15 protein-coding genes and 2 pseudogenes are annotated in these 20,882 nt (G+C 58.9%); 13 read left to right on the top strand and 4 right to left on the bottom strand.

Translation table 11 applies throughout. The annotated features are described in order from the left end of the window. Positions 1-20: 20 nt before the first annotated feature. Positions 21-1,079, top strand: a pseudogene (locus IF803_RS35800) (porin); the annotation flags it as partial. 616 nt (positions 1,080-1,695) lie between these two features. Here IF803_RS35800 and IF803_RS35795 read toward each other — a convergent pair. From IF803_RS35795 to IF803_RS35785, 3 genes are all read right to left on the bottom strand, one after another. Beyond that, on the bottom strand, positions 1,696-2,604 hold the full coding sequence (locus IF803_RS35795) for a LysR family transcriptional regulator (RefSeq protein ID WP_461195474.1): 909 nt from the start codon (positions 2,602-2,604) through the stop codon (positions 1,696-1,698). A 385-nt stretch (positions 2,605-2,989) separates the two neighbouring features. Further along, positions 2,990-3,838, bottom strand: coding sequence for an isocitrate lyase/phosphoenolpyruvate mutase family protein (locus IF803_RS35790; protein WP_461195472.1), 849 nt, complete (start codon positions 3,836-3,838; stop codon positions 2,990-2,992). Between the two features lie 35 nt (positions 3,839-3,873). Then, positions 3,874-5,073, bottom strand: a complete 1,200-nt coding sequence (locus IF803_RS35785) for a pyridoxal phosphate-dependent aminotransferase (protein ID WP_461195471.1) — start codon at positions 5,071-5,073, stop codon at positions 3,874-3,876. Positions 5,074-6,226: 1,153 nt separating this feature from the next. Here IF803_RS35785 and IF803_RS35780 point away from each other — a divergent pair. From IF803_RS35780 to IF803_RS35770, 3 genes are read left to right on the top strand one after another with little or no spacing between them, the layout of a single operon-like run. After that, positions 6,227-6,739: a hypothetical protein gene (locus IF803_RS35780; protein WP_461195470.1), complete on the top strand. Its 513-nt coding sequence runs from the start codon at positions 6,227-6,229 to the stop codon at positions 6,737-6,739. Continuing rightward, positions 6,732-7,877, top strand: coding sequence for an aminotransferase-like domain-containing protein (locus IF803_RS35775; RefSeq protein ID WP_461195469.1), 1,146 nt, complete (start codon positions 6,732-6,734; stop codon positions 7,875-7,877). Before IF803_RS35780 ends, IF803_RS35775 begins: the two co-directional genes overlap by 8 nt. Beyond that, entirely contained in the window at positions 7,877-9,361 is a 1,485-nt protein-coding gene (locus IF803_RS35770) for an alkaline phosphatase family protein (protein ID WP_461195468.1), read from the top strand. The genes IF803_RS35775 and IF803_RS35770 overlap by 1 nt, the downstream gene beginning before the upstream one ends. A gap of 689 nt (positions 9,362-10,050) precedes the next feature. On the opposite strand, the gene IF803_RS35765 is transcribed toward IF803_RS35770, so the two are convergent. Next, positions 10,051-11,400 carry an IS701 family transposase gene (locus tag IF803_RS35765; RefSeq protein WP_461195467.1) on the bottom strand — a complete coding sequence of 450 codons (1,350 nt, stop codon included), beginning with the start codon at positions 11,398-11,400 and terminating at the stop codon, positions 10,051-10,053. Between the two features lie 349 nt (positions 11,401-11,749). Here IF803_RS35765 and IF803_RS35760 point away from each other — a divergent pair, with 349 nt between their 5' ends. The 9 genes and pseudogenes from IF803_RS35760 (at position 11,750) to IF803_RS35720 (ending at position 20,712) form a co-directional block, all read left to right on the top strand. Continuing rightward, positions 11,750-11,962: a DUF2188 domain-containing protein gene (locus IF803_RS35760; protein WP_461195466.1), complete on the top strand. Its 213-nt coding sequence runs from the start codon at positions 11,750-11,752 to the stop codon at positions 11,960-11,962. A gap of 338 nt (positions 11,963-12,300) precedes the next feature. After that, positions 12,301-13,383, top strand: a complete 1,083-nt coding sequence (locus tag IF803_RS35755; protein WP_461195465.1) for a ComEC/Rec2 family competence protein — start codon at positions 12,301-12,303, stop codon at positions 13,381-13,383. Positions 13,384-13,392: 9 nt separating this feature from the next. Then, positions 13,393-14,163: a hypothetical protein gene (locus tag IF803_RS35750; protein ID WP_461195464.1), complete on the top strand. Its 771-nt coding sequence runs from the start codon at positions 13,393-13,395 to the stop codon at positions 14,161-14,163. Positions 14,164-14,314: 151 nt separating this feature from the next. Next, positions 14,315-15,045: pseudogene (locus IF803_RS35745) on the top strand (IS5 family transposase); the annotation flags it as partial. A 223-nt stretch (positions 15,046-15,268) separates the two neighbouring features. Further along, positions 15,269-16,447 carry an ABC transporter ATP-binding protein gene (locus tag IF803_RS35740; protein WP_461195463.1) on the top strand — a complete coding sequence of 393 codons (1,179 nt, stop codon included), beginning with the start codon at positions 15,269-15,271 and terminating at the stop codon, positions 16,445-16,447. Positions 16,448-16,560: 113 nt separating this feature from the next. Continuing rightward, a complete protein-coding gene (locus IF803_RS35735; protein ID WP_461195462.1) occupies positions 16,561-17,418 on the top strand; it encodes a carbohydrate ABC transporter permease in 858 nt (285 codons plus the stop codon). Then, a complete protein-coding gene (locus tag IF803_RS35730) occupies positions 17,415-18,263 on the top strand; it encodes a carbohydrate ABC transporter permease (RefSeq protein ID WP_461195461.1) in 849 nt (282 codons plus the stop codon). The genes IF803_RS35735 and IF803_RS35730 overlap by 4 nt, the downstream gene beginning before the upstream one ends. A gap of 82 nt (positions 18,264-18,345) precedes the next feature. Then, complete coding sequence (locus IF803_RS35725) at positions 18,346-19,620, top strand: extracellular solute-binding protein (protein WP_461195460.1); 1,275 nt, start codon at positions 18,346-18,348, stop codon at positions 19,618-19,620. A 30-nt stretch (positions 19,621-19,650) separates the two neighbouring features. Beyond that, complete coding sequence (locus IF803_RS35720; RefSeq protein ID WP_461195459.1) at positions 19,651-20,712, top strand: hypothetical protein; 1,062 nt, start codon at positions 19,651-19,653, stop codon at positions 20,710-20,712. The last annotated feature ends 170 nt before the right edge of the window (positions 20,713-20,882 follow it).

The raw sequence follows: 20,882 nt of genomic DNA, 5'->3' as shown, positions 1-20,882 counted from the left end.
GATGTGTATAAGAGACAGGGTATGCCTTCATCCAATTCGCCGGCTTCACGATGGGAAAGGCGGTCTCCCAGTTCAGCGCTCCCTGGACCAACTACCCGGCCAACAACTTCTTCGATGGCCTGCCGGGTGGCGGCGGCGATGCCTCGGGGGTCAACCAGTTTAGCTATACCGCTGACTTCGGTCAGGGGATCACGGCGACGGTTTCTGCGCAGGATCCAACTGCCTATTACCAGACCAATATCTGGAATACGACCAATGCCACGGCCGCCGGCATCGTGACGGGAGCTTACGGATCGCAGAGTTATGGCGGCACCGTGGCTCCCGATATTGTCGGCATGATGCGGATCGACCAGGCTTGGGGCCTCTTCCAGGCATCGGCCGCGGCGCACAACAACCATGCGGCGTACTATGGTGGGAGCGAAGTCACCGGGCACGCCGACGACAAGTGGGGCTGGGCCGGTCAGCTGGCGCTATCGATCAAGAATGTCCCGACCGGCGCGGGGGACACGATCAATTTGCAGGCCGCTTACACCAAGGGTGCCAGCAGCTTTAGCATCCAGGAAAACATCCCGACCGCATGGGCGATGTATGGGGGCACTGGCCGAGCCGATGCGTATCAGAGCCTTGGTTTCGCCGGCGTTGCTGATGCCATCTATTCTGGCTCGACGGCGGCAACTGGCACGGCTTTTCAGTTGACCACGACGTACGGCTTCAACGGTGGTTACATTCATAACTGGGATCCCTATTGGAACACAGCGGTTTACGGCGGGTGGGCCGCTATTCGCTACACCGATGCGGCCAAGGCTCAGATTTGCGGCAGCGCTGGCATGGCCGCACTCGGGTTGACAGGTGTTTGCAACCCCGACTTCAATATTGCTGCGGTTGGCACGGTTACGCGCTGGACGCCGGTCAGAAACCTGACATTCTCCGCGGATCTGTTCGCCACATTCCTCGATCAGAAATATTCTGGCACTATTGCGGCGCCGGCGGTCGCGGCAGTCGCCAAGCCTGCTGCAGTATATGAACTCAAGAACCAGAGCGCGTTCAGTATGCTGCTGCGCATTCAGCGCAATTGGTAAGATCCCTTCAGGAACGGCGGGAGGAAATATCCGTCAGGAAGGGTTTGCGAGGTACGAGGCAGTCTCCCTCGGCCTGGCGGCTAGCACCGTGCTAAAATTTCCTGGGAAGGCCTCCGACGCGCGTCGGAGGCCTTCTGGAGATCAGCTCGCGTGTTTCGGCGCGACCGTTGAGCGCGTTCGCATTCAGCACGAAGCCCCTCCAGAACGCGTGAGACCTTGCGCATTCCTCAATGCAACGCGCATGGGCGCGCGCAGGTCCGCCCAAGACTACAAGTCTGATTGCACCGTCCTCACATGACAGATTGCACGGGAGCGTCGACACGACGCGCAGCTGCTGCCCCTCGCAGCTTGAAGCCATTTAGTTGTTTACTGGTGATCAAATGGGTAGCCGCCAAGAAGGTTGGTTGGACGCACTTCGCTCGCACCGGTTGCTGGAGCTGGGCGCGGCTGTCACGTCGGGGGCAATGTTGGGCGCCTGCCATCTGATAGCAAGGAGCGGATCCGGCCCCGTGTGGCGGCACTGTTGCGCAAAGGGCGCGTCAATCCGGCTATCTTTGGGTGCGGCTTCGCCGAGAACACCTGATGTCCCGTCTTCAGTCATAAGCTCGATGCGGCGTTAGCCTGCTTCCAAAACAGCGGCCTTCTTGCAGAGCCGAGCGAGCCACCGGCAAAAGGCGCGGGCAATTTCAGGATTGTCACTGCGATCGACTGCATAGGCCCGATATTGCATGCCACTGGGTGTACGCGATCCCGGTATCACCTGCAGAACGCCCCCGCGCACGAGGTCGCCGACAAGAATCTCCGGCGCCACCAGAAGGCATTTGCCGGTTATGACCGCGGGCAGAGCAAGGTAATTGTGATCGTATCGCGCACCCGACTTGATATCCCTGGCGGTCAGGTTCATCGCCCTCAGCCATGTCGGCAGTATATCAGGCCGGGAGGTGATGTTGAGAATTGGCATTGAACGGACGATTGAGAGGGCTCTTCCCGCGACGTGATTTGGAGAGCCGACGCATACGACCGTCTCATTATAGATTTCCCAGTCGTCGGCCGGTTCAATGACGGAAAGATCACGGGTAATCAAGATGTCGAAATCGTCGGAGGACGTCGGCGGAGACAATGAACTGATCACGTCCACGATGACGCCACCCATCTCAGTGGAGAACGTCTGCAGATTTGGAATCAGAAAGGAGTAGGCGAAGGTGGAAAGTGAGGTGCGGACCACGATCCGGTTTCCGTCCGCTTGCGTCCGGCGCCGCATTCTTTTGGCGGTGAAGCACACTGTGTCAAGCGGTTCGGCAACGGTGTTCGCGAAAAGCCTGCCGAATTCCGTCAATTCGCTCCGCCGGCCTCGCCGTTCCACAAGGTCAGTACCGAGATAGTCTTGTAACACAGCCAGGTAGCGGCTGACCGAACTCTGTGTCGTTCCCAATGTCCTGGCTGCACGTGTCACGCTTCCCTCGCGGGCAATGGTCACAAACGCCCGGATTGCATTGAGGGGCACTTCATCGTGTTCGGCAGCCATCATCTGCTCCGGTCGCTTCTGGGAAGCCCGCTAGTTGCCTTTGGCAGGCCATTGCCAACGAAGGGCGAATGCCCCATCACATTTTTCGATGTGTGCAGCCGGAGTACTGCCTATCGACAGTTTGTCGAGGGAAAAAGTCGCGTTTCTGTACGCTCCGTACGACCTGATTTTGCGGATTGATTGATCGTCGGCGGTCGCGTTTTCAGATGGCGGCCGTTGGCGCGGCGAGATCACTGGTCTCGCCGTCGATAGGACGCAGCTCGCTGGAGGATAAAGCCGTTTTACTCTAATCGTCCCAAAGCTTGTGGATGGGGCCTGTGCGGTGCTTGGTCGCGAAGTATTGCCTCAAGATCGCGTGAGTTGCGGAAAGATCAGAACACAGCGTTCAGCGAAGGAAGCGGGCTTCAGCGGCCTTGATCTCGCGCATCTTCTGAAGCCTGAAAATCTCCTCCACCGGCAAAATGTCCTTGTGGGCGTTCTGGACGCCACCGTCAGCAATGATCCGCCGGAAAGTTTCCTGCATGGCAGTTGCAGCAGCGCGGATGCCGTAATTGCCGTAGATCATTATTCGGACATTGCCGAGCGCCTTGACCCGTTCGGCGTCGAGATCCGGATAGGCGTTCGGCACGATCACGAGCGGCACTGATCCGGTCCAGGCACGCGAAAAGCTTTCGATCTCGGAAGGATCCTTCTTTTTCGAATGGATCAGGATCATGTCGGCGCCGGCCTCCACATAGGCGTGGGCGCGCCGCAGAGCTTCGGCTTCGCCAAGACCTGCGATCAAGGCCTCGGTGCGGGCGATGACGAGGAAATCGGGGTCCCGTCTTGTCGCGATGGCAGCCTCGATCTTGCCCTGGAACTCCTCAATCCGCAGCAGTTCCTGGCGCCCATCGGCCGCAAGGCTCGTGACCTTTGGAAAGGTCTTGTCCTCGATGACGACGGCGCTGGCGCCGGCGCGCTCATATTCGCCGGTAGCATGGATGACATTGATGGCGTTGCCGGAGCCCGTGTCGATGTCGGCGATGATCGGTAGCGTCGTGCGTCCGGCGATCGCCCGCAGCATATCCAGATGCTGCGTCATCGAGATCAGGCTCATATCCGCCAGGCCGTAAAGCGCCGACAGCTCAAAGCCGGAGGCCCACAGGCCATCAAATCCGGCTTCTTCGGCAAGAATCGCTGACAGCGGACTATGGGCAGCCATGACGTGGAGGAGGCCGGTTTCGGATAGACGCATGCGAAGACGTTTGGCCGGGGGCATTGACAGATCTTTCAGGACAGGGCCGCGCAGGCGTCGATGATGCGGTCACAGGCGCGGGTAAGGTCCTCGAGCGAGGAGGCATATGAAATACGGATGTAGGGCGAGGCCATAAAGCCGCTGCCGGACACGACGGCCACGGCGAATGCGTCGAGCAAGTACATGGCAAAATCGGTATCGGTTTCGATCACCTTGCCGCCGGGTGTGCGCTTGCCGATGACGCCCGCGCAGGAGGGAAAAACGTAAAAGGCTCCGTCCGGCACCCGGCACGATAAGCCCTCGGCCTGGTTCAGCTTGCCGATCACGAGGTCGCGGCGTTCGAGAAAGGCGCGCCCGAATTCATCGATATGATTCCGGCCGCCAGACAATGCCTCAATGGCGGCGTATTGCGAAATTGAGCTGGTGTGCGACGACGTCTGGCCCTGAATGAGGTTCATGGCCTTGATCAATGGGAGAGGCCCCGCCCCGTAACCGACGCGCCATCCAGTCATTGCATCGGCCTTGGACACGCCGTTGACGGTCAAGGTGCGCTCACAGAGGTCGGGCGCGACAGCGGCCATGGTCGCAAACGCGGCGCCATAGGTGAGCTTTTCATAAATGTCGTCCGACAGTACATGAATGTGCGCATGGCGCCGCAGCACCGCGGCGAGCGCAAGCAACTCGCTTCGGCTGTAGACTGCACCGGTTGGATTGCACGGCGAATTCAGCATCAACCACTTAGTTTGCGGCGTGATCGCAGCCTCCAGCGCCTCGGGACGGAGCTTGAAACCATCGAGCTCATCGCAGGCGACGAGAACCGGTTTGCCGCCGGCGAGCGCCACCATATCGGGATAGGAGACCCAGCACGGTGTCGGGATCACAACTTCATCGCCCGGATCGAGGCTGGCAAAGAGCGCGTTGAACACAACCTGTTTGGCACCGCAGCCGACCGTAATCTGCTCCAGAGCGTAATCGAGCCCGTGGTCATGGCTGAAGCTCTCGCGGATCGCTTGACGGAACGGCGTAAGCCCTGCGACCGCAGTGTACTTCGTCCGCCCGTCGCGGATTGCCCGGATGCCGGCTTCGCAAACAGCGGCTGGCGTGTCGAAATCCGGTTCGCCCTGACTGAGCGTAATCACATCGACGCCTTGCTCGCGCAGTTCGGCGGCACGCGCTGTCATGGCTTTGGTTTCAGAGGGGCGGACGGCGCGGAGGCGCTCTGCAATGAGAGACAAGATGGAGGACCTGCGGACTTGGGAGGACAAATTCTTTGCGGTTCCTACCCGCTCCCAAACAGTCTAACCAACCGCACGATCATGTTTTTGCATGAGACAATCGAAAGTGGCGATGCTTGATTGCCGCATCCGTCGGACCTGCCGCTTCTGCGGGCGCTCCAGACGGCGATGGAAGGCTCGCGGTACATTGAGGCTGCGGCCAGCCGCTTCGGTTCGGTACTCGATACCGCCTATCAGCCCACGTGCCCGCGTACGGCGAGGAAACGCCGGCAAAGCGCGTCGGGGTGAACCTCTGCGAGGCGATTGTTGAAGTTCGAACATCATCAGTCGGCGTGATCGATCTTGTCGCGCCGGCGCACGCCAGCTCGGTTTGCTCGCTCTGCATGTTCACGGCGGATATGTGGGAAGGCGCCACCGGCTAGAGCAATGGGTACCGACAGATGGAGCGCACTAGCCGCACGCAAGCCGCTGGTGGCGATTGCGCTGCGTCCAGGCAGGTCAGATTCCGCCAAGTCGTAGAAGCCTCAATGGACTGAAGGACATCAGCCCAAAGGCTCGCATTGACCGGCGCATGAAATGATGAGTGGTCGTGTACATGCATGGTGAGCTGATGAGTTGGTTTGCAGTCCTATCCTATTCGACGGGAACGACTGAAGATCTTGAACGAACCTCGGATTGGTAACAATCGAAAATTGGGCGCGACGGGCGAGCAGTTCGCATCCATCTTGTCGCAATAGTACAGCACTCAACGGTTTACCAGCATCTGCGGGACAAGCGGAAAGCCGGCGAGGGGTTGACGGACGGTAGGACGTGCATTGTTGCGACTGCGCGGGTGATCGGCTTCGAGCGAGATAGGGCGCTGCGCCTGATCTTAACGAGCATAAGCAGGCCCGGGCCATTCGCAGCAAGCCCGCACTTTCTTCGCGGCCGATCTCTCGGAGGGATCCCTTTGCTTCGAGCCGCAGCGCCCTTTGACATCTCGTCCTGGGGTGTATCGCATATTTGGTTAGTTTACATCGAATTATTCGCTGGCTGTCATCCAACTGTAGCAGGCCGGGTTTTGAAGCTGATAACTGTCGGCGGCCGATGAGACGAGAGAAGTGGAATACTTCTCGTTCGCTGCGACTTTTCGTGACGATATGGAAGAGCTCGATTGGAACCTGAATTCGTCGGCAGCATCTGTTCGACTACGCGGCTCGTACGCCTCTTCAGTTGGCAAGGTCGGATCGTGATGTTGATCTCAGCGGCCATCGGGCTGTCGACTGCGATGCTCATCCTGCCCCGACCCGGCCCGGCATTGGCTTTTGTTGCCGCACGTTGCTGGCCAAGCATTCATGTCGTTGCGCGCCGTGCAAGTGTGAGCCCAGCGCGCTCACGCCAAGAACTGCTGGCGAAGCAGTTGCGGGCCACGAATGCGAGCGCTCCATTAAGGGTGTCGCGCCGGACCGCGCTATTTCAGGCTTTCATTGCCTCCACGCAGGGCCATGAACCCGCCGGCGAACTTGTCTGCAGATCGTTCATCGCGACGCAGGAAGATGGTGACGGGCGTTGCTGTTCGCCGGCACTCGTTCCCAGCACGATCTCTGATGCGCCGCACCGCTCGATCTTCTCGAGCCTCTTGTCACCACAGATCCAATCGCAAACGGCGGAACAAGAACATGTTTAAAGATCATCAGGCCCGAACGGCGCCCATCAGCCTTGAACGGTCAACTCCACCAGCTTATCCGAACCTGAAAGAGACAGTCAGAGAGAGCCTGCGTGCACTCAGTGATTCAACGCAGATCCAAAACAGCGTAAGACAACATCGGTTTTCCGGAACAGAAGCGGACAAAGCTCATGCCGCGAAGTGGCTGGCCTTGCGCTTCGGGAGGGCTGTGGATCCGCAACGGATCATCCTCACCAATGGGGCCCAGAGTGCGATGGTTCTTGCCCTCGCATCAGTCGCTGCGCGAGGCGATACCATCTTAACGGAGGAGCTCACCTATTACGGCTTTCGCAAGCATGCGCATCTTCAGGGCATCCGGACAGAAACAATAACGATGGATCACGATGGCGCCGAACCCGAGGCGTTCGAGACGGCATGCCGCAAATTTGCGCCGAAGGCGCTCTTTCTGATGCCGACCATCCACAACCCGACCACGATTGTCATGTCGCTCGAGCGGCGGCAGCGGATCGTTCAAATCGCAAGGCAATATGGAGTGAGCATCATCGAAGATGATGTGTATGGAGTGCTCGCGCAGAGCGTTCCAGCTCCCTTTGGCGCATTGGCGCCTGAGATGACATGGCATATTACAAGTTTTGCCAAATGCGTCGGCCCTGGTGTTCGGGTCGGCTACCTCGTTGCGCCTCATGGCAAGGCGGCGCAAACAACGCTTGACCGCTTCCATGGCATGTCGACCTGGTTTGCCGCGCCCTTCTCCGTCGAACTGGTGAACCTCTGGCTCGCCAGCGGTTCGATGCAAAAGATCGTAGCCGGCGTCAGAGAAGAGGCGGCCGCCAGACAGAGGATTGCCACGAAATGGCTCAATGGCCTCTCATTTCGGACCCGGCCGGATGCGCTTTTCCTCTGGCTCGATCTTGAGGGGATCATCGATCAGGACGAACTGGTTGCGCAATGCGCTTCAAGAAATATCACCATCCGGCCAGGGCGGATTTTTGCAACTGATCCGAAGTTGCCTCTCAACCATGTCCGACTTGTCATCGGCAGCCCCGAGAGCCGCGATGAATTGGAGGCGGCTATGGCTGTGGTGGGAGGTATTCTCCAAGAGGCTCGTAATTCAGGGGCTATGGTGGGCGTTCGCTGATGTCTTGCGATCACCGTTTTATTATCGCGAGCTTTGATGGTTTGCGCCCCGACCTCATTACCCCGCAATTGACCCCTCATCTTTGGCGCATGAAGGCGGCCGGGGTGACGCTTGCGAAGCATCGCACCATCTTTCCGAGCGAAACCCGATCCGCTTTCCCGAGCCTTGTCACCGGCGCCACGGCCGACCGGCATGGCATGGTCGGTAACAAATATCTCGATCGAGCCGTGAGCCCGCCGCGCTACATCGACACGTCCGATGCGGTTCTGCTGCGCCGGCTCGATGTCGAGAGCTGCGGCCGGCTTTATTCGGCGCCATCGCTCGGCGAGATCTTGGCGGCGAACGGGCGGAGCCTTGCTGTGCTTGCCACCAATACAGCGGGTACCACCAGGCTGTTCCACCACAAGGCCGAGGATTTCGGCCATATCCGTCTGTCTGGTCATTTTCGCGAGGCCTGTGCGCCAGACGATGTGCTCACCGAGATCGAAAGGCGTGTCGGCCCATTGCCTCCAGCTCCACCCAAAGCCGAGCCCGATCGCACCGGACAGGATTGGATTACATCCGCCTTTCTCGACGTCGTTTGGCCGAAATATCGTCCCGACGTGACGATCCTTTCCTATGGTGAGCCGGACGTCACCTCACATTTCCACGGCACGGGTGCCGAGGCGACGCGCTCCATCATCGCCCATTGCGACCGCCAGTTCGGTCGCGTGCTCGATTGGTGGCAGGCCGAGGGAAGGCAGGCCGGGGTTCAGATTTTCGCGATCTCGGACCACGGTCATATCACCGGCCATACGCGGATCTCAGTCGCCAATAGTCTTCGTGCGGCAGGGTTCAACCCCGGTACGGCGCCGTCCGCCGATGTTGATGTGGTGGTGGTGCCCGGCCAGGTTGGTGCTCTCTATCTTGACAATCCAGAGGAGGCGAACGTCGCGCGGCTGGTTACGGCCATGACATCCGAGCCGTGGTGCGGGCCGCTGTTCACGCGTGCGAAGGACGACGTCAACGGCATCGCCGCCGGGAGCCTCTCAAATCGCCTGATCTTTGCGGACCATCCCCGTGCCCCGGACGTCGCGTTTTCCTTCCGCGCCGACGATACCGTAGACCCGTTCGGTCTCGTAGGCGGCACCTTCTATGACAATGACCGCCGGGCGGGTCTTGGCCTTCACGGCGGGCTCCATCCGAATGAGCTTGCGGCAGTCGGCCTCGTCGCAGGATCAGCGTTTCCGAATGCCGGATGCGCATCTTTCGTTGCGTCAGGCATTTGCGATATCGCGCCGACAATTCTGGAGCTGCTCGGCATTGAAGCACCTCAGACGATGAGCGGACGGGTTCTACATGAACTGCTGCGGCCGTCCGAAGCCTTCGAGAGTCCTGTACGCGAGGAGATTTTCGAGACGCGTCTTGGAGACTATCGGCAGTTGCTCCGGCGCGAGCATGTCGGCCCCGCCTGCTACATTGCCGGCGGTTGGAATTCCTGTTGAAGTAGCGGGCCCAAAAGGTCAGCGAAACGCGCTTTTTGCGGATCACGCGGGTAGGTCAGATGTTGCCCTTGCTTCGTTGAGCAAAGGCGTCATTGAGACCAACGGGGGGAAAGAGCAGGGACGGGAATAAGTTGAGGCGTTGGCAACGCTACGCTTCATGCTCGTGCCGCGCAGCCTTGCTGGAAGAACACCTCGCCTCCGGCCGACCATTGGCGGCGGGATCGGGCGCAGCACGGTCAGTCGAGGCCAGCGCCGTATTTGGCGCCGCGGAGCGGTTGATCATCACAGATGTCCCAGGAGCCTGATGCGCCCGATGGTGCAAGCGCGCGTGATCGGCATGCCGAGGCTGAACAGGAGTGATGGACAATGAACCAGTGAATCAGGGCCCTGCCTGTGTCGCAAGAGTGCCTGAAGGGTTTGCAATGCGGGGTGCAAAGGATCGCCGTCCCTTGCCCGGCGAGTGGACGGGCAGGCGCCGAGCTGACCTGGGTCAATTCGCGGTTGCGCTCACGTGCTCGGACTGCATCGAGCCGAGATGGATTTTCCAGCGCCGCGAGATCTGGCCTATCAGAACTCTCGCTTCTTCCGAGGTCGCACACGGGGCACGCCTGTTCAATTATGATCTCCATTGAAGTGTCCATTGTATTGGTTAGCACTACTTTGGCAGAACCTGTTTGGGCCGGTGTTTTTCAAGGATTTGTTTTCGGCAGTATGGACACCGTTGAGACGGTGGCCGAAGGATGAGATCGACGATGGCGTGACGCACGGCGGGCATGGTTGGCTGAGGCGGAGGCCCGTTGATTCTTTTTTTTCCGCCCCGCGTATGCGAGGCGGCGATGTTGCAGGAAGGCGTAGGCAATCATTGTCATCAGGGCGTGGCGATGAAGACCCTGCCATGATCGCCCCTCGAAGTGATCAAGTCCAAGCTCCTCCTTCAACTGCTGGTGCGCCTGCTCACAAACCCATCTTGCCTTGATAGTGGCGGCCAGTGTGCGCAGATCCGTCGCCGCAGGGAGATTGGCGAGATAGTATTTCTTCTCCCCCGAGGCTCGTTGCTCGCCAATGAGCCAGGCCTTGTCGCCTGGGAGATGCTGCTGACCCTTGTCCCAAATCCGCTGCGGAGGGCCGTCGGCGGTGCGGACACGGAGAGCAGCAAATCGGGCTTTCAGCCGACCTTTCGTCCCGCTGCGCCAACTCACGGTTTTCCATTTGGCGCTGGCCAGCATGTGTTCTGCCGCAATCGATAAGATATCTGGTACGTGGTGCTTTCGTGGTTTTCCGCGGACTTTGGTAATCGGCCAAATGAGCTTCACATTGACCGGATACACCTTGAGATGCCGAGGGATGCCGACGGCCCAGGCCAGCCCGCGTGCCGTTAGCCCTTGTCGAAACGGTGCGCTGAGCCCGTATCCTGCATCCGCCAGCACACATCCAAAGCGCACGTTGGCTGCCATCGCGCGGTCAATCTCGGCCAAAGCAATTTCCGGCTTGGACCGTGCCGTTCGGTGTTCGACCGGCACGCGAGCGCGCTTTAGACGAGACAGGTCGCTCGTCCAACTGTCGGGTAGAAAAAGACGCAACGCGACCATCACCGGCACTTCACCTCGCGCAAGCGTCAAAGACACCAGCGTTTGGCAATTTGCCGTTTTGCCGAGAGCCGATGCATATTGAGCTGCAACACCAACCGAACGTTCACCCTTCTTCGGGATCGCGGTGTCATCAATAACCAGCACCGCATCCTTGCCGCCGACAAGCCGGTCGGCCTGGTTGAGCAACTCAGATTCCAGCGCTGACGCGTCCCAGACACCATCGGCAATGAAATGGTGCAGCTGATCGTAGTTGCCGGTTGCGAGGCGTTCTGCCATCGGCTGAACGCTCTTGCGATCGCCAGGACCGATCAATCCCGCAACGTACAGGGGACACATCCGCTGCCGCGTCTTATGACCCAACCGGTCCAAGAACGGCATCAGCCAGCGTTCGAGTTCGTCTTCCCATTCCGCCATGGTCAGCCCTCCAAGAGCCGACCACCCATGAATCATTGAAAAATTGATTCGGGAATCCTAATAAAAAGCCGAAATCCAACAATCTGCCAAAGTAGTGTTAGGGCGCGTACTCATAAAAGCGGCTGCTTGGAGTAGGCGCATCCAATGATTTCGCCTTCGGGCCATGAGCCCACAAGGGCCGCTGGCTAGGTGATGTTCACAATGGGCATCGCTCTCCAATGTCCTAGTCGTGGCCTTCACGGGCCTCCACATCCCCCGGTCCATCCACGAATCGCACACGCAACCCCGAGTCGAGCAAAGGCAAGATGAATCTTTTTTAGTGTAGCTCTTATCGCAGAGCCGTAAATACCCATCTTGGAGGTTTAGCAACCTAGGGGGTTTCAGGATGAGCAATAATAAAGACAAGATGTATGTTGAGCGCCGCGATCAGGGTGACTACGCGGTTCGCCGTGGTGGCTCCGAGCGCGCAAGTGACGTGCTGGCGACCCAACGCGAAGCTATCGAGCGCGCTCGAGAACTGAATCCCGGTCACAAGCCGATCGTTGAACGGGTAAAGCACACCAATGCCGGGAAGCCCGACCAATGGCGAAAGGCTTGAAGGGCGTGTCTGCGACCGGGCTTTGGGCGTCGCCGAGCTTTCGGGCGCTACTTCGTCTCCGGCCCGTTGAGTAACGATCCCTCACGCAAGGCATATCGCCGCCTTCGCGGAGGCGCTCGGGGCCCACGTCTGCCTAGGGCTATCGCTATCAGCGCCGCTCCCTGCGGGGCTGATTCTACCGGTCTCAGGGCTGGTGAATGGTCCTCACTGCGTTAGAGGGCCATACGCCCATGTCCGCCCCTCCGGCCAGCATAAATTCGGATCGTGGAGCTCGCATACGTTGCATTCTTGTCTGACGCTACCACATTCCATCGAACTTAAAGCTTATATCGGGAGCAATGTTTTGGCGGACTTTTTTGAAATCGACTTTCTGGACGTTGAAGCCAAGAGCAGCGGCGACGCCATCTGTCTTCGCTACGAGGTCAACGGCATTCAGAACATCCACGTCGCTCGACGGTGGTTTCCAGGCAACCGGTGATGCCGTGGTCAAGCATATCAAAACTTTCTACGGTGGGCCGACCTTCATTGACCACGTTGTCGCGACGCACAATGATGGCGACCACGCCGTAGGGCTTCGGGCCGTTTTAGAACACTTTAGCGTTGGCGCCCTTTGGATGTTGCGCCCTTGGGCGTACGCCGAAGAGCTGCTGCCTCGCTTTAAGAACTACACTAACGTCGATAACCTTAGGCGTTCGTTGCGGTCTTCTTACAGTAATCTCGCGGCGCTTGAGGACATTGCGATCAAGAAGGGCGTTCCGATCTACGAGCCCTTTCAGGGCGCAGTGATCGGGGCCTTTCGTGTAATGGCTCCCACGCGGACACGTTTCCTCGATCTCGTTGTTGAGTCCGACAAAACACCGGTCGCGCTCGACGAGAGGATTTTGTCGTCGGTTGGTCGTGCCTTCGCCGACGCAGCCAAGACCGTCGCGGCCCTTGTCAAAGCCGCTTGGGGTGCGGAGTATTTTCCCGGTGGCGAGACGAGCAATGAAACCGAAATGAGTGTCGTTCAGTACGCCTATCTCAGCGGCAACAAGATTTTGCTCACTGGCGACACGGGGCGCGCAGGATTGCGCGAGGTCATCGACTATGCATCCCTCGCCGGCCTGAATTTGCCTGGCATTGATCGCTTCCAAGTCCCGCACCACGGCGGCCGGCATAACGTCAACACTGAGCTGTTGGACGAACTGCTGGGACCGCGGTTGCCAAGGCAGGGAAGTGCCGCGACGTTTACAGCGCTTGTCAGTTCAGCAAAGGCGGACCTGGATCATCCCCGCAAGTCTGTTGTGCGCGCCATGTATCATCGAGGCGCCAGTGTCTTCACAACGGAGAATTGTAGTGTGCGAATCCGAGGAGGATCTGCCTCGCATCGGAGCTGGGGCGCCGCTATCCCGGTGGCATATCCCGAAGAGCAGGAGGATTGAGCGTCGGAGATGGAGGATATCAAATCATTGCTCGACAGCTACAGCCGACAGGCGCGGCTGTTTCCGGCTATGCTGACCATCTTTGCGCCGCTCGTTACGGCATTGGCGTGGTTTCCTGAACTGATAACGTCCAACATCGGCTCGACCCTGCTTACGATCGCCTCCTCTTGCGGGCTGCTCTATTGGCTGAGTTCATTGGCCCGTACCCGAGGAAAGATCGTGGAAACGCGCTTGCTGAGCGAATGGGGGGGGATGGCCAACTACTTATCTGCTCCGCCACAGCGGCCGGCTCGACCCGCACACGCGCGGTCGTTACCATGCGTTTCTCGCCAAGAACGTGCCGGGGTTGGCGTTGCCAACATTGTCCCAGGAAGAGAAGGATCCGCGCACCACAGACCTTGCTTACGACTCCGCGATCAAATGGCTCAAGAGCGCGTTCGCAAGGGCTTTCCGCTAGTCGACAAAGAGAATGCCCAATATGGGTTTCGCCGCAATATGCGCGGTATGAAGCCGATAGCGCTGCTTGCCGTGGGGCTTGCCTTTATCGCGTCGTTGTTTGCGATTTGGATGCAAGTTGCGGCAAACGTTGATGTCCCGTCTCTGCGGGCCGCTCTGACTGCGATCGGGGCTGCTGGCACGCCGCCTGTCTGGGGCGCCACCATCTTTGATTTCATCGGTATCCTTGCTTGGGTGTTTGTCGTCAGGGACAGCTGGGTTCGATCGGGCGGTGAGCAATATGCTGAAGGGTTGCTTGCAACGTGCGACAAGCTAAGCCTGTGAAAAAGATGCCGCACGGAGCTCACGAAAGTCGGCTATGGGTCATGAACGCCAAAACTCCAAGTGAGCATAGTACTCTACTTTCGGGCGGATAGCGACCAAAGTTGAGCTGGCCTCCAAGCGGTGATTCGAGCCCCTGATTGAGGAGCGATTCATGCGCTACGAACTCACTGACGAGGAGTGGACTGCCATTAAACCAATGCTGCCGAACAAGCTGCGGGGCGTACCCCGGGTGAATGACCGTCGTGTTCTCAACGGTATCTTCTGGGTCTTGCGATCCGGGGCGCCGTGGCGCGACCTGCCGGCACATTCGCTCCGTACACGACCTGCTACAACCGGTTCGTTCGTTGGCGACGCGCAGGTATGTAGGCCACGATTATGAACGCGCTGCAAGGCGCACATGACACCGCCGTGCAAATGATCGACACGTCTATTGTCCGTGTGCATCAGGCACGGTGCCTGCGTCAAGGGGAATAGAAGACAAGCCAGAGGACGGTCACGGGGCGGATTGACCAGTAAGATTCATGTGCTCGTGGATGCACATGGCCTGCCAGTCCGGCTTGCGCTGACACCGGGCGAAGCTCACGACAATCGGCTTGCTAGAAAGCTCCTGTCTCGCCTCCGGGATCGATGCTGCTTGCCGGCCGTGGCTATGACACCGGTTGGACTAGAGAACTTGCCATGAAGAAGGGCGCTTGGGTAAACATCCCGCCCAAAAGCCATCCCAGCGAGCCGATCTATTTTTGTCCTTATCCTTTATCGCGCTCGCAATGGGGGCGAGCGGTTCCTCAACAGAATAAAGCATGTCGTCGTGTGGCGGCGCCTCACGACAACTTGCCGCCAACGGCCCCCTTCGCCCGGCTCGCTTCAATCAGGCTATGGCTCTGGGCTAATGAATCCATGCCCTATTTGCTCTTCGACACATTCGTCTTGGAGCACCAAACATCATCGCATGCGCGTAACTTCACATCGAATTATTCGATGGTCGTCATCCGGCTGTAGTAGTCCGATCTTTTAACGTCTCACACAACAGCGGACACGCCCAAACGGGATTGAGCGATCTCAGCGCCGTGCTCAGCAACGCGTTCACGATGTGGGAGTAACGGCGATGGCATCGGTATCGATTGACGGCATCGTGAAGAACTATGGCCCGATGCCTGTTTTGCGTGATGTCTCGCTCTCGATAGCAGATGGTGAGTTCCTGACGCTGCTCGGACCCTCCGGGTGTGGCAAGTCAACGCTCTTGCGTGTGCTGGCAGGGCTCGAGGTGCAGGATGCCGGGTCGATTTTGATTGGCGGACGGGTGGTCGATGGCCTCAGGCCGAAGCGGCGGGACGTGGCAATGGTGTTCCAGTCTTACGCCCTCTATCCGCATATGACGGTCGCCGCCAACATTGCACTGCCACTCCGGATGCGGCGGCTCACCGCCATCCAGAGGCTTCCCCTTGTCGGCCGTCTGCTTCCAGGAAGGGCGCGGATCGCTGCCGAAATCGACATGGAAGTCACCCGCACCGCCAAGTCCCTGGATATCGGCCATCTATTGACTCGAAAACCGGGACAGCTCTCCGGCGGCCAACGCCAGCGCGTGGCAGTCGGCCGAGCAATGGTGCGCCATCCGGCTGTCTTTTTGATGGACGAGCCGCTGTCCAACCTGGACAGCAAGCTGCGCGTGCAGATGCGCGCGGAGATCAAGGAGCTGCACCAGCGTCTTGGGGGAACTTTCGTCTACGTCACCCATGATCAGGCCGAGGCCATGACGCTGTCGGACCGCGTCGCGGTGATGCTTGATGGCGAGTTGCTGCAGGTCGCTCCGCCGCAGGACATTTATGGCGATCCTACCGATAAGCGCGTCGCAGAATTCATCGGCTCGCCCAGGATCAACATTCTGGAGGGCGCGATGCGCGAACACGGGCTCATCGACGTGGCCGGATCGACCCTCAAGGTCGATGCCGCTGCACTCCCCGGTATGCATCTGAGCCTCGGAATCCGCCCGGAGGCCCTTCATCTCGCCGACCAGGGCGGGCAGGGCACGCTGACTGGTTCGGTTCGCATGATCGAGCATATGGGCTCCGATCTGTTCGTCCATCTCGATCTGGCAGGCCCCGACCAGCCGCTGGTCGCAAGACTTCCGGCCGAATACGCGCCGCGTATCGCCCCCGGCCAGACCTTGCACGTCGGTATCAGGCCGGAGCGGGTGCTTCTCTTTACGTCCGATGGACGGCGTTTGCGCGGGCAAATGGAATTTAGCCGGGCATCGGTCACGCCGCTTCGGGAGGCCGCTCGATGAGAGGGCCTCGTGCGATTTCCGGCACCTGCCACGAACTCTCCTCGAGGAGTGGTGCGTCGACGTTTCGATGTCCCGCCGCTGCCCAGGCGCCCAGACGAGGCCTTCGCGAAGCCATGGCGGCCTGGATCTTGGCCGGGCCGTCAATCTTCCTTCTGCTCACGCTCTACTGCCTGCCCGTGATCGGCGTCTTCGTCATCGCATTCACCGACTGGCAGTTCGGCGCGCCGACGCTCTCCATTGTCGGCCTCGATAACTTCCGCGAGATCATTGCAGACGAGGGCTTTAGGTCCTCACTTCGCAATACAGCCATCTACTTGCTGATCGTCGTGCCGGGCACTGTCAGCCTCGCACTTTTGATCGCTCTCCTCATCGAAAGTGGTAAGTCCTGCCGCTCCTTCTACCGCGCGATTCACTTTCTGCCCTTCATGGCGACGATGTCGGCCATGGCGATCGCCTGGGAGGCGCTGCTGCATCCGACCATCGGCCTTGTCAACCAGATATTGTCTGCGATCGGCATGCCGGGCGCCAACTGGCTGCGCGACGAGCGCACCGTTCTGCCGACACTCGCCGCAATAGGCGTATGGCACAATCTCGGCTTCGCGATGGTGCTATTCCTCGCGGGCCTCAAGAGCATCCCTAAGGACATCTACGATGCGGCCGATGTCGACGGTGCTGACCAGTGGCTGGACCGCCTGCGTACCGTGACACTGCCGATGCTCGGCCCGGTCTCGATGTTCGTCGTCATCGTCGTCGCGCTGAGGGCGTTCGCTTCGTTCGACACAGTAAAAGTGCTTACCCAAGGCGGCCCGGGCCACGCCTCCGAAATGCTCCTCTACACGCTCTATCGAGAGAGTTTCGAGTATCTGCGCACCGGATACGGCGCCGCGATCGCCGTCGTCTTTCTGGCTATCGTCGTGACCCTCACCCTCGTTCAGGCCCACCTCATGGATCGCAAGGTGCACTACCAATGAGCACCAGAGCGCTTTTCACTTGTCTGCTGTCGCCGTCCGCGGTCTTCCGGCATACCATTCTGCTCGCCACCGGCGCGCTCATCCTCGTGCCTTTCGTCTGGATGGTGTCGCTGTCAATCAAGCCACCGGGAGAGATCTTCCGGACCAGCTTTTCGTTCTGGCCCTACCAGTTCTACGGCGTCGAGAACTACACAAAGGCAGTGACCCAGGCACCGTTGCCGCGCTATCTGGGCAACGGCATCATGATCTGCGCATTGATCCTGGCGCTGCAAATCCTTGTTTGTGCGCCGTGCGCCTACGCACTCGCCAAACTCCGCTTTGCCGGCCGTGATGCTCTCTTCGGCTTGGTGCTGATCGGGCTCCTCCTGCCGCATCAGGTGCTTTCCCTGCCGCTCTTCATTCTCGGTTATAAGCTCGGCATCCTGAACACCTATGCGGCGCTCGTTTTGCCCTATGTGGTCTCGCCGTTCGGCATCTTCCTGTTCCGGCAGTTCTTTAAGACCATTCCGGACGACGTCGTTCATGCAGCGCGGCTCGATGGCCTCTCCGAAATAGCAATCGTGTGGAAAATCATGGTGCCAATGGCATTACCCGCCGTGATCGCCTTCGCAATTTTCTCGATCGTCTCGCATTGGAACGATCTGTTCTGGCCGCTGATTGCGGTGCACGATCAATCGCTGATGCCGCCGCCGCTCGGAATCACGGTCTTCAAGAGCGAGGAGGCGGGCACCGACTACGGCCCGCTCATGGCCGCAGCAACGCTTGTCGTTCTGCCTCTTATCGTTGCGTTCCTGGCCGCACAGCGTTGGTTCGTCGAAGGCTTGGCGGAAGGGGCGATCAAGTAACAGCGCCTCAAAGCCTAGCGTGCGACGATAGGATTCGCTGCGGCGAGGAATCCCGAATATTTCCAAAAATGGAGAAAGCCAGATGTGGCCGCCCTCTTTGAAAATGATTATCGTCGCTACAGCCCTTGTCGGTGCGATCATGAGTCCGGCAAACGCAGAGGACGGCAGGACGTTAAGGGTAACCGCAGCATCCTCTGACCTTAACGCGATGTGGGTCGAACTCGCGAGAGCTTTCGAGAAGGAACATCCCGGCGTCAAAGTCGAGTTGGATAATTCGACCAGAGGTTACGACGATCTCGTCCAGGCAACTCTGCGCGCTTCGCTCACAGGCTCGTTGCCGGACGTGTCATTCCAGGGCGCCAATCGTCTGCGGATCTACACGGATCGAGACCTTGCTGTTCCGCTCGGCCAATTCCTGAATGCGGACATGAGTGACAGCCGAAAAGCGCTTTCTCCTGCTGTTGAAAAAATTGGGGCATCCAAGGGGGATAGCTATGCGCTAGGCTTCGGCGTCGCCGAGCCTGTCGCCTTCTACAATCTCGACCTCCTCGCCAAAGTTGGCGGCGATCCTTCACGCCTCCCGACGACATGGGACGAGATCATCAGACTTGGCTCGAGTATCACCAAGCTGGGCGAAGGGAATGTCGGACTTATTTTCCAATACGATAGTGAGGACTTTTTCTGGGACGCTCTGCTCTTTAGTCAAAATGCGACGATGATGAATTCCGATGAAAGCAACATTGCTTTTGATGGGCCGGAAGGCCTGAAAGCGTTGGACATCATCAAACGGATCGGAGAATCGGGACAAGCTTCAGTTGACATGTCGAAAGACCAGGCTCGTTCTCTGTTTGTCGCCGGGAAGGTCGGCATCATTTTCGATTCAAATTCAAATCAGCTGCGTTTCGAACAGGATAGCAAGGATAAATTCAGGCTTGCTGTCGCCAGGTTTCCGCTGATGGCACCGAACGGGATGCTTCCCGCGGCCGGATCGATCGCAATGATGTTTGCGACCAAACCGGAGCGACAGAAGCTCGCCTGGGAATTCATGAAGTTTGCGAGCGGGCCAGCCGGACAGAATATTGTAGCACTCAAATCCGGATGGCTGCCGGCGAACGACTTCGGGACCCGCGACTCAACGGAGCTCTCCGACCACTTTGCAAGGAATGCCAACTATAAAGCGAGCCTCGATCAGCTACCCATTCTTCGCGGGTGGTACGCTTTTCCAGGAGAGAACGCGGCAAAAGTCACCAAGGTCATCGTGGACGCTATGCGCTCTGTCATCACACTCCAGAAGTCACCTGAAGCAGGGCTCCAAGCAATGGCGTCGCAGGCGCGAAAGCTTCTCGGCCTTAAATGAGTGTTTGAGCCTGGCAAGCGAACAGCAGCGATGGTCAATGCAGGCCTTTATCCGGATGAAAGCTATGGGCTGGCTTGCGCCATCCCGTATATCGAATGGAGCCGTCCGGGAAGAAAGGAGTGCGCCTTGGTGCTTTTCTTGACCGGCGGTGGTCATCTGGGGCGGATTTCTTATGGTTATCCTGACGGCGATCCCAGGGATTTTCTCGCCTATTGGCTAACGTCGATGGGGTACAATTTGGTTGTGCCATCACCTCCGATCGAACACCCCGTGTTCAACTCTCCTGTTTGTGGACTGGATGTCACAGCCTGGTCAGAAGTCTTGATCGATTTGGTGGCGGCAAAGCTGCATGCATGGGAGCTAAAGCCGCGTATCCTGGTCGTTGGCTGGAGTATGGCCGGTAGATTTATTTCACGTCTGGCCGCGACGGCTTCCAGCAGAAACATTGCCATAGAGGCATTCGTAAGCCTTGCGGCAACGCCTCCGCTTCCAGGCCTCTCGCCGGTGAATCTCGAGAAAACACCCCTGTCGGCGCATGGCTTTCGATCCTTCCTTGCTCTATCCGAGGGGGAGTGCACGCCGCTCAACCGATCCTGGCTGGATTCTCTGTCGGAACAGGATCACCTGGAGGGGAGATCAATTATTCCTTCTGAGGTGTACTTTAGAGAGTTTGTTGGCAGCTCGCCGTTGAATCTGCATGGTGAAGCTCTCCGCTGGCGCAATGGGCGGATGCAACATTCGCTCTCGGATGCGGCGAGGGATGTGCTGGCTATGGAATTTCAAGGTGCTCCGCTGTGCGCGGCCATCATTCCGACAGCATCGAGTGATGGGCGGCACCTGTTAACGGATCAGGCCAACTGGTCATTCTTCAACGCGAACGTGATCGCGGCTCGCGCCGCCTCATTCGCTCCCAGTGCTCTAAATAAGGTTCGGTCACTCGTCGAGTCGCTGCCGAAGCGCTTGTCGCGAGAGGCTGTTGGGGGGCATTTCTTCTTCGTTGGCGCGAAGGGAGCCCACGCCACCGCGCAGGCAATTCTTGCACTTCATGCCGAAACGCTCGCTGTCGAGGTGGAACTGAGAAGCTGCTCGTAAAGATCAGTTTGAGCGTAGCCCGCGCGTTCGAATTCGTGACAATGTTCGAGCGGAAGCGACGGGGAGCAGTCTCTCAATCTCGAGTCGCAGTTGCTGCTGTCGATGCAAGCGTCGAGCAGCGAGCGCGGCTTTGCTTCGGCGCGCTCTCATGTGGGTTAACGCTGACCTCT

Source organism: Bradyrhizobium sp. UFLA06-06 (assembly GCF_054820065.1).
The sequence above is the reverse complement of the archived record's forward strand: the minus strand, read 5'-3'. Positions and strand labels throughout refer to the sequence as shown.

Bases quoted from the DNA above. Each gene is read 5' to 3' on its own strand.
- IF803_RS35795 (WP_461195474.1), bottom strand. From the start codon at position 2,604: ATGGCTGCCGAACACGATGAAGTGCCCCTCAATGCAATCCGGGCGTTT.
- IF803_RS35790 (WP_461195472.1), bottom strand. From the start codon at position 3,838: ATGCGTCTATCCGAAACCGGCCTCCTCCACGTCATGGCTGCCCATAGT.
- IF803_RS35775 (WP_461195469.1), top strand. From the start codon at position 6,732: ATGTTTAAAGATCATCAGGCCCGAACGGCGCCCATCAGCCTTGAACGG.
- IF803_RS35770 (WP_461195468.1), top strand. From the start codon at position 7,877: ATGTCTTGCGATCACCGTTTTATTATCGCGAGCTTTGATGGTTTGCGC.
- IF803_RS35765 (WP_461195467.1), bottom strand. From the start codon at position 11,400: ATGATTCATGGGTGGTCGGCTCTTGGAGGGCTGACCATGGCGGAATGG.
- IF803_RS35760 (WP_461195466.1), top strand. From the start codon at position 11,750: ATGAGCAATAATAAAGACAAGATGTATGTTGAGCGCCGCGATCAGGGT.
- IF803_RS35755 (WP_461195465.1), top strand. From the start codon at position 12,301: ATGTTTTGGCGGACTTTTTTGAAATCGACTTTCTGGACGTTGAAGCCA.
- IF803_RS35750 (WP_461195464.1), top strand. From the start codon at position 13,393: ATGGAGGATATCAAATCATTGCTCGACAGCTACAGCCGACAGGCGCGG.
- IF803_RS35740 (WP_461195463.1), top strand. From the start codon at position 15,269: ATGGCATCGGTATCGATTGACGGCATCGTGAAGAACTATGGCCCGATG.
- IF803_RS35735 (WP_461195462.1), top strand. From the start codon at position 16,561: ATGGCGGCCTGGATCTTGGCCGGGCCGTCAATCTTCCTTCTGCTCACG.
- IF803_RS35730 (WP_461195461.1), top strand. From the start codon at position 17,415: ATGAGCACCAGAGCGCTTTTCACTTGTCTGCTGTCGCCGTCCGCGGTC.
- IF803_RS35725 (WP_461195460.1), top strand. From the start codon at position 18,346: ATGTGGCCGCCCTCTTTGAAAATGATTATCGTCGCTACAGCCCTTGTC.
- IF803_RS35720 (WP_461195459.1), top strand. From the start codon at position 19,651: ATGGTCAATGCAGGCCTTTATCCGGATGAAAGCTATGGGCTGGCTTGC.